The sequence below is a fragment of the Castellaniella sp. genome, assembly GCF_047971665.1.
Lineage (GTDB): Bacteria > Pseudomonadota > Gammaproteobacteria > Burkholderiales > Burkholderiaceae_B > Castellaniella.
This window is the reverse complement of sequence record NZ_JBKEAA010000018.1, coordinates 107,155-120,397: the sequence shown is the minus strand read 5'-3', so window position 1 is coordinate 120,397 and position 13,243 is coordinate 107,155. Positions and strand designations below refer to the sequence as shown.

The 13,243-nt window shown below is 64.8% G+C and carries 12 protein-coding genes; 4 read left to right on the top strand and 8 right to left on the bottom strand.

The features are described from left to right. Window positions 1–38: 38 nt before the first annotated feature. From paaK to ACK5JE_RS07265, 3 genes are read left to right on the top strand one after another with little or no spacing between them, the layout of a single operon-like run. Window positions 39–1,361: a phenylacetate--CoA ligase PaaK gene (gene paaK / locus ACK5JE_RS07275; protein ID WP_416801025.1), complete on the top strand. Its 1,323-nt coding sequence runs from the start codon at window positions 39–41 to the stop codon at window positions 1,359–1,361. 10 nt (window positions 1,362–1,371) lie between these two features. Then, on the top strand, window positions 1,372–2,595 hold the full coding sequence (gene pcaF, locus ACK5JE_RS07270; RefSeq protein ID WP_416801024.1) for a 3-oxoadipyl-CoA thiolase: 1,224 nt from the start codon (window positions 1,372–1,374) through the stop codon (window positions 2,593–2,595). Next, window positions 2,592–3,737 carry an ABC transporter substrate-binding protein gene (locus ACK5JE_RS07265; protein WP_416801023.1) on the top strand — a complete coding sequence of 382 codons (1,146 nt, stop codon included), beginning with the start codon at window positions 2,592–2,594 and terminating at the stop codon, window positions 3,735–3,737. Before pcaF ends, ACK5JE_RS07265 begins: the two co-directional genes overlap by 4 nt. Before the next feature lie 138 nt (window positions 3,738–3,875). On the opposite strand, the gene ACK5JE_RS07260 is transcribed toward ACK5JE_RS07265, so the two are convergent. After that, entirely contained in the window at window positions 3,876–4,892 is a 1,017-nt protein-coding gene (locus ACK5JE_RS07260) for a zinc-dependent alcohol dehydrogenase family protein (RefSeq protein ID WP_416801022.1), read from the bottom strand. A gap of 77 nt (window positions 4,893–4,969) precedes the next feature. Continuing rightward, window positions 4,970–5,734: an IclR family transcriptional regulator gene (locus ACK5JE_RS07255; protein WP_416801021.1), complete on the bottom strand. Its 765-nt coding sequence runs from the start codon at window positions 5,732–5,734 to the stop codon at window positions 4,970–4,972. Between the two features lie 77 nt (window positions 5,735–5,811). Here ACK5JE_RS07255 and ACK5JE_RS07250 point away from each other — a divergent pair, with 77 nt between their 5' ends. Beyond that, a complete protein-coding gene (locus tag ACK5JE_RS07250; protein ID WP_416801020.1) occupies window positions 5,812–6,942 on the top strand; it encodes a homogentisate 1,2-dioxygenase in 1,131 nt (376 codons plus the stop codon). Window positions 6,943–7,057: 115 nt separating this feature from the next. Here the strand turns inward: ACK5JE_RS07250 and hmgA are convergent, their stop codons facing one another. The 6 genes from hmgA to ACK5JE_RS07220 form a co-directional block, all read right to left on the bottom strand. Beyond that, window positions 7,058–8,356 (bottom strand): homogentisate 1,2-dioxygenase, encoded by a 1,299-nt coding sequence (gene hmgA, locus ACK5JE_RS07245; RefSeq protein ID WP_416801019.1) that lies wholly within the window; start codon window positions 8,354–8,356, stop codon window positions 7,058–7,060. A gap of 102 nt (window positions 8,357–8,458) precedes the next feature. Further along, complete coding sequence (maiA, locus tag ACK5JE_RS07240; RefSeq protein WP_416801080.1) at window positions 8,459–9,100, bottom strand: maleylacetoacetate isomerase; 642 nt, start codon at window positions 9,098–9,100, stop codon at window positions 8,459–8,461. Window positions 9,101–9,107: 7 nt separating this feature from the next. Continuing rightward, window positions 9,108–10,127 (bottom strand): fumarylacetoacetate hydrolase family protein, encoded by a 1,020-nt coding sequence (locus ACK5JE_RS07235; protein WP_416801018.1) that lies wholly within the window; start codon window positions 10,125–10,127, stop codon window positions 9,108–9,110. A gap of 73 nt (window positions 10,128–10,200) precedes the next feature. Beyond that, a complete protein-coding gene (locus tag ACK5JE_RS07230; RefSeq protein ID WP_416801017.1) occupies window positions 10,201–11,181 on the bottom strand; it encodes a TRAP transporter substrate-binding protein in 981 nt (326 codons plus the stop codon). A gap of 38 nt (window positions 11,182–11,219) precedes the next feature. Beyond that, on the bottom strand, window positions 11,220–12,497 hold the full coding sequence (locus ACK5JE_RS07225; protein ID WP_416801016.1) for a TRAP transporter large permease: 1,278 nt from the start codon (window positions 12,495–12,497) through the stop codon (window positions 11,220–11,222). Continuing rightward, window positions 12,494–13,123, bottom strand: coding sequence for a TRAP transporter small permease (locus ACK5JE_RS07220; protein ID WP_416801015.1), 630 nt, complete (start codon window positions 13,121–13,123; stop codon window positions 12,494–12,496). Before ACK5JE_RS07220 ends, ACK5JE_RS07225 begins: the two co-directional genes overlap by 4 nt. Window positions 13,124–13,243 lie beyond the last annotated feature (120 nt).

Here is a 13,243-nt window from a genome sequence, read left to right as displayed (position 1 = left end):
CGGTCCCGATCGAATCACAAGACAAGGAGACAAGCACCATGCCCGTAAAGACCGTCAAAGCAGGCGACCTCGAACCCATCGAAACCGCCAGCCGTGATGAAATTTCCGCCTTGCAGCTCGAACGCCTGCGCAGGACCCTGCACCACGCCTACGACAATGTGCCGCACTACCGCAAGGTATTCGATGCGCGCGGCGTCCACCCCGACGACCTGAAAAGCCTCTCGGACATCAGCAAATTTCCCTGCACCACCAAGGAAGACCTGCGCAAGAACTATCCCTTCGGCCTGTTCGCCGTGCCTCGTGAGCGCCTGGCCAGACTGCACGCCTCGTCGGGCACGACCGGCAAGCCCACGGTGGTCGGCTACACCCTGAAGGACATCGACACCTGGGCCAACCTGACCGCCCGCTCGATCCGTGCCGCGGGTGGTCGCGCCGGCGACACCGTCCACGTCGCCTACGGCTATGGCCTGTTCACTGGCGGGCTGGGCGCCCACTACGGCGCCGAACGCGCCGGCTGTACCGTCATCCCCATGTCCGGCGGCCAGACCGAAAAGCAGGTGCAGCTGATCATGGACCTGAAACCCGACATCATCATGGTGACACCGTCCTACTCCCTGGTCATCGCCGAGGAATTCGCCAACCAGGGCATCGCCCCCGAGGACATCTCTCTGAAGGTCGGCATTTTCGGAGCGGAACCCTGGGGAGAAGGCATGCGCGCGGAAATCGAGCGCAAGCTGGGACTGGACGCCGTGGACATCTACGGCCTGTCCGAAGTCATGGGCCCGGGCGTGGCCTCCGAATGCATCGAGACCAAGGACGGCCCGGTGATCTGGGAAGACCATTTCTACCCGGAGATCATCAACCCCGATACCGGCGAACCGGTCCCCGACGGCGAGGAAGGCGAACTGGTGTTCACCTCACTGACCAAGGAAGCCCTGCCCATCATTCGCTACCGGACCCGCGACCTCGCGCGCCTGCTGCCGCCGACCGCCCGCAGTTTCCGCCGCATGGGCCGCATCACGGGACGCACCGACGACATGCTGATCATCCGGGGCGTGAACGTGTTCCCGACCCAGGTCGAGGAGCAGATCCTGCGCGACCCGATCTTCAACGGCATCTACCAGATCGTCGTCACTCGCGACAACCTCCTGGACGAAGTCGAGATCCGCTGCGAACTGCAGAACGACGCCAATAGCGCCAGCCCCGAGACCATCAAGGAATCGGTCCGCAACCTGCAACGCAACATCAAGACCAACATCGGCATCACCACCAGGGTCACCGTCCTGCGCTACGGCGAACTGCCGCGTACCCAGACCGGCAAGGCCCGCCGCGTGTTCGACGAACGTCCCAAACAGAACTGAGGAAAGACCCATGGACGCCTTTCTCTGTGACGCGGTACGCACCCCCATCGGTCGCTATGGCGGCGCACTGGCCGACGTGCGCGCCGACGACCTGGCCGCGCTGCCATTGCAGGCGCTGATGGAGCGCCACCCGGATCTCGACTGGTCGGCGCTCGACGACATCCTGCTGGGATGCGCCAATCAGGCCGGCGAGGACAACCGCAACGTGGCCCGCATGGCGGCGCTGCTGGCCGGCCTGCCCCTGTCCGCGCCCGGCGCCACGATCAACCGTCTGTGCGGTTCCGGCATGGACGCGATCGGCACGGCCGCCCGCGCCATCCGCGCCGGTGAAGCGCATCTGATGATCGCGGGCGGCGTCGAATCCATGTCGCGCGCACCCTTTGTGGTGGCCAAGGCCGAACAGGCCTGGTCGCGACAAGCGGCGATGTACGACACCACCATCGGCTGGCGTTTCATCAATCCGCGCCTTGCCAAGGCGCACGGCGCGCATTCCATGCCGGAGACCGCGGACAACGTCGCCGAGGAATTCGGCATCTCGCGCGCCGACCAGGATGCCTTCGCGCTGCGCAGCCAGCAGCGCTGGACGCGCGCGCAGGCGGCTGGCCGATTTACCGATGAAATCGTGCCGGTGCGGATCCCGCGCCGCAAGGCCGATGACCTGATCATCGATACGGACGAGCATCCCCGCCCAGACACGACCGCCGGGGTCCTGGCCCGTCTGCGTGGCATCAACGGTCCGGATCTCAGCGTCACGGCGGGCAACGCCTCGGGCGTCAACGATGGCGCCTGCGCCGTCCTGCTGGCCTCGGACAAGGCCGTGCACCGGCACGGCCTGACGACCCGCGCCCGCATCGTGGGCATGGCCGTGGCGGGCGTGGCGCCGCGCATCATGGGCATCGGCCCGGTGCCGGCGATCCGCAAGGTGCTGGCCCTGACCGGCCTGCATCTGGAACAGATGGACGTGATCGAACTGAACGAGGCCTTCGCCGCCCAGTCGCTGGCGGTGCTGCGCGAACTCGGACTGCCCGATGACGCACCCCATGTGAATCCGAATGGCGGCGCGATCGCCATCGGCCATCCGCTGGGCATGAGTGGCGCCCGGCTGATCACCACCGCCGTCGCCGAACTGCGTCGGACCGGCGGCCGTTACGCCCTGTGCGCCATGTGCATCGGTGTGGGCCAGGGTATCGCTATGATTATCGAGAACACACACACCAAAGGAGACAAACCATGAAACCATCAACCTGGCGCTGGATGGCCGGCTTTGCGCTGACCGCCTTCGGCTTCACCGCCCAAGCGGCCGACCCCATCAAGATCGGCTCAGTCCTGTCGGCCACCGGCCCCGCCGCCTTCCTGGGCGACCCTGAAGTCAAGACACTGGAAATGTATGTCGACTCCATCAACAAGGCGGGCGGCCTGCTGGGCCGTCAGGTGGAGCTCGTGCAGTACGACGACGGCAGCGATGCCAACAAGGCCAACAGCTTTGCAAAGCGCCTGATCTACGACGACAAGATCGATGTCATCATCGGCGGCACCACGACCGGTTCCACCATGTCCATGGACCCGCTGGCCGAAAAAGCCGGCGTGCCGTTCATCTCTCTGGCGGGCGCGGTCGTGATCATCGACCCGGTCAAGAAATGGTTGTTCAAGACCCCGCACACCGACCGCATGGCCGCCGAAAAGGTCTTCGAGGACATGAAAAAGCGCGGCTACACCAAGATCGCCCTGCTCAGCGAGACCAGCGGCTTTGGCCAGTCCGGCAAAAAAGAGTCGGAGCTGGTCGCGCCCAAATACGGCATCCAGATCGTGGCCAATGAAACCTATGGCCCCAAGGACACCGACATGAGTCCGCAGCTCACCAAGATCAAGAACACGCCCGACATCCAGGCCGTGCTGGTCTTCGGCCTGGGTCAGGGACCGGCCCTGGTCAACCGCAACTACAAACAGCTGAATGTGTCCCTGCCGCTCTATCACGCGCACGGCGTGTGCTCGAACGAGTTCATCAAGCTGTCCGGTGACGCGGCCGAAGGAGTGCGCCTGCCCTGCGCCGCGCTGGTCGTTGCCGACAAGCTGCCCGACAATGATCCCCAGAAGCCGGTGGTCACGGCCTATGCCGAAGCCTTCAAGAACCGCTGGAAATCCGAGGTCTCGACCTTTGGCGGCCACGCCTATGACGGCCTGATGCTGTATGTCGATGCCGTCAAGCGGGCCGGCACCACCGACAAGGCCAAGGTGCGCGATGCCATTGAACAGACCAAGGGCTATGTCGGCACGGGCGGCGTGGTGAACATGTCTCCGACCGATCACATGGGCCTGGATCTGAGCGCCTTCCGCATGCTCGAAATCCGCAACGGCGACTGGAAACTGATCGACTGATCGACTGATCGGCCTGGAAGTCAGGCTGTCACCGCCCTGGTCACGCCGTCACTTCCCCGGCCGTGACGACATGACCGGGGTTCATGACCATGACTGAACCGATCCCCGCGAGGCGATGCGCCCGGCGGGGATCTTTTTTCAAGGACGCAGCAGCACCTTGATGGCCCGCCGCTCGTCCATGGCGCGGTAGCCTTCGGCCACGTCGGCGATCGGCAACGCCAGGTCGAACACCTTGCCCGGATCGATCTTGCGCTGAACGATCAGATCCAGCAGATGCGGCAGAAAACGGCGCACCGGCGCAGGACCGCCAAGCATTCCGATTTGCGCGCCGAACAGCTTGCTTCCCTCGAACTGGACGCCATGCGGCACCCCCACATAGCCGATCATCCCGCCCGGCCGCGTCACACCGACCGCCTGCTGCATCGACTCGGCAGTGCCCACGCATTCCAGCACGGAATCCGCGCCGACTCCCCTGGTCATCTCCTTGATCCGAGCCACACCGGCCTCGCCACGCTCGACCACAATATCGGTCGCGCCGTATTCGAGGGCGAGGTCCTGTCTGGTTTTGTGGCGGCTCATGGCGATGATGCGCTCGGCGCCCAGTTGCCTGGCCGCCAGCACACCCATCAGTCCCACCGCGCCATCGCCGACGACGACGGCAGTCGCGCCGGGCCTGACGCGCGCGGCATCCGCGGCATACCACCCCGTACCCAGCACGTCCGAGGCGGCCAGCAGACTCGGAATCAAATCATCCGCGGGGTGCGCCGGCAGGGCCACCAGGGTGCCATCGGCCAGCGGCACGCGGGCAAAGGGCGCTTGCGCCCCCGTCATGAACTCGCGCTGCACACAGGACGACTGAAAACCGAAACGGCAGTGCGGGCAGGTGTTGTCGGACAGACAGAACGAACCTACGACGAACTCGCCCGGACTGACCGACGTGACGGCGCTGCCGACCTCGACCACGACCCCGCAGTACTCGTGCCCCATGTGCAACGGTCCACGAATGTCGTTGAGCCCCCGGTACGGCCACAGGTCCGAACCGCAGATGCACGTGGCCGACAGCCGGATGATGGCGTCGGTCGGTTTGAGAATGGCGGGTTCCGGGACGTCCTCGAACCGGACATCCCGCTCGCCATGAAGAACGGTTGCGCGCATGTCGATTGCTCCGTGATGCAGCCAGAGAAAAATTTATGCTTCAAGTTTAACGCCGATTCTCCGACCCCCTTGATGCCTCAGCCGCCCAGCGCCTCTGAAATCCGCCGCCCGGCCGCCAGCAGCGCTGCTGCGGCCGGACTGCACGGATCAGCTGGCAGCGACACCGCATGCCCCACCAGCGTCAGGGCCAGCCGCAACTGGTCCTGACCATCGAGTACCGGTACGCTGAGCGCATTGATCCCCGGCACATGCTCGCCCTCGACCACCGCCAGGCCATGCGACTGGATCTCACGCCGCAAGGCGGTGGACAGCGCGTTGGCCGGCAGATCCTGCCAGACCGCGAAGACCCGTCCTGTGGCCGAGGACTCGAGATCGAACAAGGCGCCCTCGGCCACGCCGACGGACACGCCCTGCCCTGGCTGGCAGACCCGGATGGCGGTGATGCCCCCCTGCCCGCGCACGGCCACGAAACAGGTTTCCCCGAGTGTCTGCGCGAGAGTGCGGGCTTGCGCAGCAGCCAACCGCAGGGGGTCCTGGCGTAACAGCCAGGACAGGGCCAGATCGCGCACGGCGGGACCAATATCGTACTGGCCCGTGCGCGGGTCCTGACCGACCCAGCCGGCACGTCCCAGGCTGACCAGGTAGCGATAGGCCTTGGCCCGGTGCATGCCAGCGCGTCGCGCCAGCTCCGACAGGCCACACGGCGAACCGCTTTCGGCCAGATGACGGAACAGCATCAGCCCGACTTCCACCGACTGGATGCCCGGAATGACACCCGGCCAGCCCTCCTCCGCCTCAGAAGCCGGGCCGATAGATTCATGGGGAAAAACTGTTGGACTCATGATTCGCCAGGCCTTAAATTGGTCTCGTTGCTTCAATGATAACACCGTTAATTATTACGTAACACACGGAGACCCTGATGAAAAATCCGATCACCTTTCCCAAGGCCGAAGGCATCTACACCCGCCAGGCCCACTGCGACATTCCGGACGGCCTGTACGAGCGCGAGCACGGCCGCAACGGCTTCTTCGGCCCGGCCAGCCACATCCTGCATACGCACAAACCCACGGGCTGGACAAAGTGGGAGGGCCCCATGGACCTCACCCTGCTGAACCTGAACCGCCTTGGCGACAGCGCCCCCTGCCCCTGGAAGGCCCAGCGCTTCATGCACAACGGGCAAACCCAGGTCTGTTTCTGGAAATTCGATGTGTCGATGCCGGACCTGGCGCGCAATGGCGACGGCGACATGATCCTGTTCTTCCACCGGGGCGAGGGCGAGTTCTTCTGCGACTACGGCCACATGAGCTACCGCGAAGGCGACTACATCAACATCCCGCGCGGCACGACCTGGCGCCTGGAAACCTCGGTGCGCAACGAGGTCCTGACCATCGAAGCCACCGAAGACCTGTTCCAGATTCCCGAGCGCGGCATCACCGGCCGTCACGCGCAATTCGATCTGGCCGTGCTGGATACGCCGAAAATCGATGACGCCTACAAGGCCCAGTATGGCGAACATGAGACCCGGGTGCGCGCCAAGCGCCGCCAACAGGTCACGACCGTGACCTTCCCGTACAACTTCCTGGACACCGCCGGATGGCACGGCGATTGCGTCCCGGTCAAGCTGAACTGGCGCGATATCCGGGAGCTGCTCTCGGACCGCTATCACCTGCCGCCGACCGTGCACGCGACCTTCCTGTCGAACACCATCATCGTCTGCACGTTCGCTCCGCGTCCCATCGAAAGTGATCCGGGCGCGCTCAAGGTGCCCTTCTATCACAACAACGACGAATTCGACGAGTCGATCTTCTACCACCAGGGCAATTTCTTCAGCCGCGACAACATCGAGCCCGGCATGTTCACCCTTCACCCCTCGGGCTTCCATCACGGCCCGCACCCCAAGGCGTTCGCAGCCGCCGCGGCCAACAACAAGGGGGAGCACAAGTACACCGACGAGGTCGCGGTGATGATCGATTCACGCTACCCGCTGGAACTCGACACCCTGCCGGAGGGCGTCAAGGTCCCGGGATACCTGGATTCGTGGAAAGAATGAGCTGAATGCTCAAGCCGGGCAACCGGGGGGCACGGCGCCGCCCGGCCCGGCGGTCCGCCCGCGAGGCGGACTTCCCGGATCGTCCTCGGCCGATCGCTGGACGCCGGGGTCGTCTTTATCGTCTGGCCGGATCGAACTGCTTCTTCAGCCCCTGCCAGCAACGGTAGTATTCCCGCTGTCGTTGCGGCGAATCCAGGGCCTGACGGGTGACCTGGATCGCCACCGGCGTCTCGAACATGAACGCCATGGTGTCGGTGATGTAGTCGGCCTGGGTCGTGTCCACTGCGCTGGCCTTGGCAAAGGTCCCCGCATCAGGGCCATGCGCCGTCATGGTGTTGTGCAACGAGGCGCCGCCGGGCTGGAACCCCTCGGCCTTGGCATCGTAACGGCCATGCACCAGTCCCATGAACTCGCCCGCCAGATTGCGATGGAACCAGGGGGGACGGAACGTGTCCTGCATCGCCAGGACGCGCGGGACGAAGGCCACGAAATCGATCGTATCGACGCCCGGCACGGCGCTGGGCGCATGCAGCACCAGGAAGATCGACGGATCGGGGTGATCGTAGGTGATCGAACCGATCGCATTGAAACGGCGCAGATCATATTTGTACGGCGTGTCGTTGCCATGCCAGGCCACCACGTCCAGGGGGGAATGATCGAGAGGCGCGCGCCAGAACCGTCCCTGAAATTTCACCAGCAACTCGAAGTCGCCCTCGACATCCTCATACGCCGCCACCGGCGCAAGAAAATCGCGCGGATTGGCCAGGCAGTTCGAACCGATCACGCCCAGATCCGGCAACCGGAAGGGCGCGCCGGGGTTTTCGCACACATAACCGCGCGCCACGCCATCCGGCAGCCTGACCTGAAACCGCACGCCCCGCGGGATGACCGCGATTTCCTGGGGCTCGACCCACAGCACGCCCAGCTCGGTCGCCAGCTCCAGACGGCCCTGTTGCGGCACGATCAGCAGCTCGCCATCGGCATCATAGAAATAGCGATCCTTCATCGAGCGGTTGGCCGCATACAGATGGATGCCGCACCCGGCATTGCCGCCCATCGTCACCATGCCCTCCACAAAATCCGTGGCGGTCCCCGCATCGGGCAACGGCAGAGGGTCCCAGCGCATCGGGTCCGGCGGCGTGGGCGCCTCGTCGTAGCGACTCAGCCACCGCGCCCCCGCTGATGACGGCTCGAACGGCCCATGTGTCGCGCCCGGCCGGATCCGGTAGAGCCAGGATCGCCGGTTGGTGTGGCGCGGCGCGGTAAAGGCCGTGCCCGACAACTGCTCGGCATACAGGCCGTAGGGCGCCCGCTGCGGCGAATTACGCCCCACCGGCAAGGCACCGGGCAGGGCCTCGGTCGCGAACTCATTGCCGAACCCGCTCTGGTATTCCAAGGACGATGCTGCACTCATGAGGGTCTCCCGGAAAACACGGCCGGCGACGGCGAAATGCGCGCCAGGGCCGTCGGGCCCTGGCCCGCCTCTGCGTCGACCGGCCCGTCACAAATCGATTCGTCACTCGGCGTCTGGCTGGGCGTCCGGGTGCGCAGCGCGGAACGCCGGCAGCGACTCACAATGCGCCGCAATCCGCGTGATCGCCGGGAAGGATGATAGATCCACCTCGAAGCGACGCGCGTTATAGACCTGGGGCACCAGGCAGCAATCCGCCAGGCTGGGGACGTCACCGTGGCAGCAGCGTCCTGTGTCGGGCGATTGCAGCTGGATTTCCAGCGCGCGGAAACCCTGTTCTACCCAGTGCCGGTACCAGTCGTTGCGCGCGGGCTGCTCGATGTTCAGCTCATGCGCCAGCCAGCGCAGCACACGCAGATTATTCAGCGGATGGATATCGCAGGCAATGTGCAACGCCAGCGCACGCACCCGGGCACGGCCCGGCGCGTCGGCGGGCAGCAGCAGGGCGGGCCCGTGCATCTCTTCCAGGTACTCCATGATCGCCAGAGACTGCGTCAGCATCCTGCCCTCATCGTCCAGCGCCGGCACCAGGCCCTCGGGATTGCGGCGCCGGTAGTCTTCTGTGAGGTGCTCGCCGCCGTGGCGCAGCAGGTGCACCGGAATAACCCGGTAGTCCAGCCCCTTCAGACTCAGTGCAATCCGGACGCGATACGCCGCCGAACTGCGATAGTAGGAATAGAGTTCCAGCATGCGCTCAGGCTCCTGCGCGACGCTCGACCGTCTGTTCGATGACGCCGAAAACATCCTCGCCCCGGGCATCGCTCATGTGAATGCGCACCTGGTCGCCGAAACGCATGAAGGGCGTGACCGGCGCACCGCCTTCGATGGTCTCGTACATGCGCACTTCAGCGATGCAGCAGTAGCCCACGCCGCCATTGCGGATGCTGGAACCATGCAGCCCCCCCTGCTTGTTGGACACCGTGCCGGAACCGACGATGGTGCCCGCCGCGAGCCGGCGCGTACGCGCGGCGTGCGCGACCAGCTGCGGAAAATCAAAGCTCATATCCTGGCCGGCATTCGGGCAGCCGAAAGGCTCGCCGTTGAGTTCGACCCGCAGCGGCAGATGGACCTTGCCCTCATGCCAGGCCGGCCCCAGCTCATCGGGCGTGACCGCGACCGGTGAGAAGGCACTGGCCGGTTTGGACTGAAAAAAGCCAAAGCCTTTGGCCAGCTCCCCGGGAATCAGGCCACGCAGGGACACATCATTGACCAGCATGAGCAGGCGGATCGCGCCGGCGGCGTCGGCCGGACGCGCGCCCATGGGCACATCGCCCGTGACGACGGCGACCTCGGCCTCCATGTCGATGCCCCACTCTTCCGTGTCGGCAATGATGGGATCGCGCGGACCGATGAAACTGTCCGAACCGCCCTGGTACATCAGCGGATCGGTAAAGAATGATTCCGGGACCTGGCTGTTGCGCGCGCGGCGCACCAGTTCCACGTGATTGAGATAGGCAGAGCCGTCGGCCCACTGATAGGCGCGCGGCAGCGGGGAATGGCAGGCGGCAGGATCAAAGGGACGGGCCGCCCCGTCCTGCCCGGAATTGAGCCGGTCATAGGCGGCGCGCAGGGCAGGCAGGCAAGCATCCCAATCGTCCAGTGCCGCCTGCAGAGTGGGCGCGATCTCGGGCACGGCGACGCATTGTGTCAGGTCCCGGGACACGACGACCAGGCGGCCATCGCGCGACGCATTTTTCAAGGTGGCAAGCTTCATGAGGACTCCGGTTGCCCGGGCCGCCGAGGCATGCCCGGGGGCGCGGGGCGGCGCCCCGCGCACAGCGACAGACTTACTTCAGTTCGGCCTGGACCTGGTCGAACAGTTCCTGGCCCACGCTGGGGATGAACATCTTCCAGACCGGCTGCACGCGTTCGCGCATCCGGTCGTGCTCGGCTTCGCTGACCTCGTTGATCTCCATGCCGTGCTTGGCCATGGCTTCCTTGGCGGACTGCGCCTGGTCGCGCGCCACCTTGCGCTGATAGGTCCGGGCCTCGACGGCGGCGTCCTTCAGGATCTTTTGCTGGTCGGGCGTGAGCTTATCCCAGAAGGCCTTGGAGACCAGCGGGATGAAGGCGCCGTAGCTGTGGCGCGTGATGGACAGATATTTCTGCACCTCATAGAGCTTGAGTGCGGCAATCACGGCATTGGGCGTCCCCTGGCCGTCGATCGTGCGCGTCTCCAGCGCAGTGTAGAGCTCCGGCACAGCCAGTGGCACCGGGTTGGCGCCCAGGGCCTTGATGGTTTCCTGGGTGATCTTGGCCTGGATCGAACGGAACTTCAACCCCTCGAAGTCCTCGACCCTGGTGATGGGATGCTTGCTGTTGGTGGCGTTGAAAAAGCCGTTTTCCCAGTATGCCAGGCCCACCAGCCCGTGCGCGGGCAGGGTCTCGAGCAGCTTCTGGCCCACGGGGCCGTCCAGCACCTTTTCCGCCTGCTGGCTGTTCTTGAACAGGAAGGGGAAATCCAGGATCTCATAGGCCTTGACCATGCCCGTCAGCGTGGTGGTCTGCGGCACGGTGAATTCGATCGTGCCGCCCTGCAGGGCGGAAGTCACCTGCACATCATTGCCCAGCGCGCCGCTGTAATAGGGCTTGATGTCGATCTCGCCCTTGCTCTTGGCCTTGACCAGCTCAACGAACTTGGCCACGCCCTGCCCCTGGTGGGATTTTTCCGGCAACGTCACGGCGAATTTCGCGGTGACGGTTGCCCAGGCGGAACCGGACAAGGTTGCGGCCAGCAGGCCGACAAGCAGCGTAGTACGGATTTTCATGGGTTGTCTCCTTGGGTGGAATCGGTCGGGGCGCCGTGCTAACGCCACCATTGGGCAGGCACGGTCACCAGTTCAGGGAACAGGATCAGGACGATCAGCAGCGAACCCAGTGCCAGCAGAAACGGCCCGATGCCGCGCGTCGCCTGGGCCATGGACACCTTGCCCACGGAGCTGACGACGTTCAGCACCACGCCCACGGGCGGGGTGATCATGCCGATCGAACAATTCATGATGAAGATCACGCCGAAATAGACCGGATCGATATCAGCCGCCTCGATGATGGGCATGAAGACCGGCGTGAAGATGAGCACGATGGGGATGAAGTCCAGCACCATCCCGGCAAAGAACACCACCACCATCATGGCGATGACCAGCACCAGCGGGTGATCCGACAGCGAGGTCAGCCAGCCGCCGACCTGACCGGAAATATCGGTGATGGTGATCATGTAGGAAGCCACCATCGCCAGGGCGGCCAGCAACAGCACGACCGAGGTCGTCTGCGCCGTGGCGAGCAGGCATTCGTAGACTTTGCGCCAGTTCAGTTCGCGATACACCACCACACCGACGAACAGCGCATAGGCCGCCGCCACCACGGCTGATTCTGTTGGCGTGAAGATCCCGAAACGCAAGCCGCCGATGATGATGACGGGCAGCATCAACGCCCAGCCGCCCTGCCCCAGCAGACGCCAGCGCCGGCGCCAGGGCACCCGGGGCGCCAGCGCGGCCTTCTGCCGCCGGGCGACGAACCACCAGGCCACGGTCAGGAACACCCCCATCAGGATGCCGGGCACGATTCCCGCCAGGAACAGGCGGGTGATCGAGACATTGGCCACCACACCGAAGATCAGGAATCCGATCGACGGCGGAATGACCGGTGCAACGATCCCGCTGGCGGCCATCAGGCCGCAGGCGCGCGCAGGGTCGTAACCGGCCTGACGCATCATGGGCACCAGGATCGCCGCCAGCGCCGCCGTGTCCGCCACGGCGGAACCGGACAGGCTGGCCAGCAGAATGCCGGCGCAGATGGCGACATAGCCCAGGCCGCCACGCAGATGGCCGACAAAGGCGCCGGCCATGTCGACGATGCGCTTGGACAGCCCCCCCGCGTTCATGAACTCGCCGGCCAGGATGAAGAACGGCACCGCCATCAGCACAAAATTGTCGGCGCCCGCGACCGCGTTCTGCACCACGATCTGAGCGTCGAACTGTCCGACCAGCAGCATCAGCGCCACACCGGCGAACATCAGGGCAAAGGCGATCGGCAGGCCCAGCGCAATCAGGCCCAGCAGCGTGCCGATGAAGACGAGCGCGGTCATGAACGGTCTCCTTTCGTCACATCCGTCTCGCGGCCTGGTTGCCGTCCGGAATCGTCCGCAGCGGCCTCCTGCGCGCCGGCTGCCTCACGACCCGTCTTCTCGTCGATCCGGTCGGCCAGGCCTTCGATGCGATCGGCCAGGTCTTCGGTCAAGCCATCGTCGATGCCGCGCAATGCCCGGTAGATGTTGTTGCAGACCGGGAAGATCAGCGTCACCCCGAACACCAGCGCCGTACCGTACAACCAGGCATAGGAAATGCCCAGGACCGGGTAGGTATTGCCCATGTTGATCAGGGTCTGACGCCAGCCGCCGATGATGAAGATGACGCAGCCGGCCAGAATCAGGCCGCCCGTGAAGACCACCAGCGCCCGGCGTGCGCGGGGGCCGATTGCTCGTTGTAATGTGTCGAAACCGATATGAATCCGCCGCGCCGAGGCCAGGACCGCGCCGAGGAAGATCAGCCAGACGAACAGCAGGCGCGACAGTTCTTCCGAGATGGCGATGCCCGAATTGAAGGCATAGCGCAATACGACGTTACCGAAGACCAGGATGCCCATGATGGCCAGACAGGCGACAATCAGAATTTCAAAACCCCGGACGATCAGGCGAGCGGCGCGTTCGATCATCAGCGCTCACCACAAGAGGTGAAAATCATGGCATGGTCTCCTGTATGGATGCGCCTGTTCGCCTGAAAGCAGCGCCGCGCTCCTTGTGATTGATGCTTCATTAAACGCAGTTTCAAGCTA

What these genes read in the sequence shown, in the direction of transcription:
- paaK (WP_416801025.1), top strand. Translation starts at nt 39, where the DNA reads ATGCCCGTAAAGACCGTCAAAGCAGGCGACCTCGAACCCATCGAAACC.
- pcaF (WP_416801024.1), top strand. Translation starts at nt 1,372, where the DNA reads ATGGACGCCTTTCTCTGTGACGCGGTACGCACCCCCATCGGTCGCTAT.
- ACK5JE_RS07265 (WP_416801023.1), top strand. Translation starts at nt 2,592, where the DNA reads ATGAAACCATCAACCTGGCGCTGGATGGCCGGCTTTGCGCTGACCGCC.
- ACK5JE_RS07260 (WP_416801022.1), bottom strand. Translation starts at nt 4,892, where the DNA reads ATGCGCGCAACCGTTCTTCATGGCGAGCGGGATGTCCGGTTCGAGGAC.
- ACK5JE_RS07255 (WP_416801021.1), bottom strand. Translation starts at nt 5,734, where the DNA reads ATGAGTCCAACAGTTTTTCCCCATGAATCTATCGGCCCGGCTTCTGAG.
- ACK5JE_RS07250 (WP_416801020.1), top strand. Translation starts at nt 5,812, where the DNA reads ATGAAAAATCCGATCACCTTTCCCAAGGCCGAAGGCATCTACACCCGC.
- hmgA (WP_416801019.1), bottom strand. Translation starts at nt 8,356, where the DNA reads ATGAGTGCAGCATCGTCCTTGGAATACCAGAGCGGGTTCGGCAATGAG.
- ACK5JE_RS07235 (WP_416801018.1), bottom strand. Translation starts at nt 10,127, where the DNA reads ATGAAGCTTGCCACCTTGAAAAATGCGTCGCGCGATGGCCGCCTGGTC.
- ACK5JE_RS07230 (WP_416801017.1), bottom strand. Translation starts at nt 11,181, where the DNA reads ATGAAAATCCGTACTACGCTGCTTGTCGGCCTGCTGGCCGCAACCTTG.
- ACK5JE_RS07225 (WP_416801016.1), bottom strand. Translation starts at nt 12,497, where the DNA reads ATGACCGCGCTCGTCTTCATCGGCACGCTGCTGGGCCTGATTGCGCTG.
- ACK5JE_RS07220 (WP_416801015.1), bottom strand. Translation starts at nt 13,123, where the DNA reads ATGATCGAACGCGCCGCTCGCCTGATCGTCCGGGGTTTTGAAATTCTG.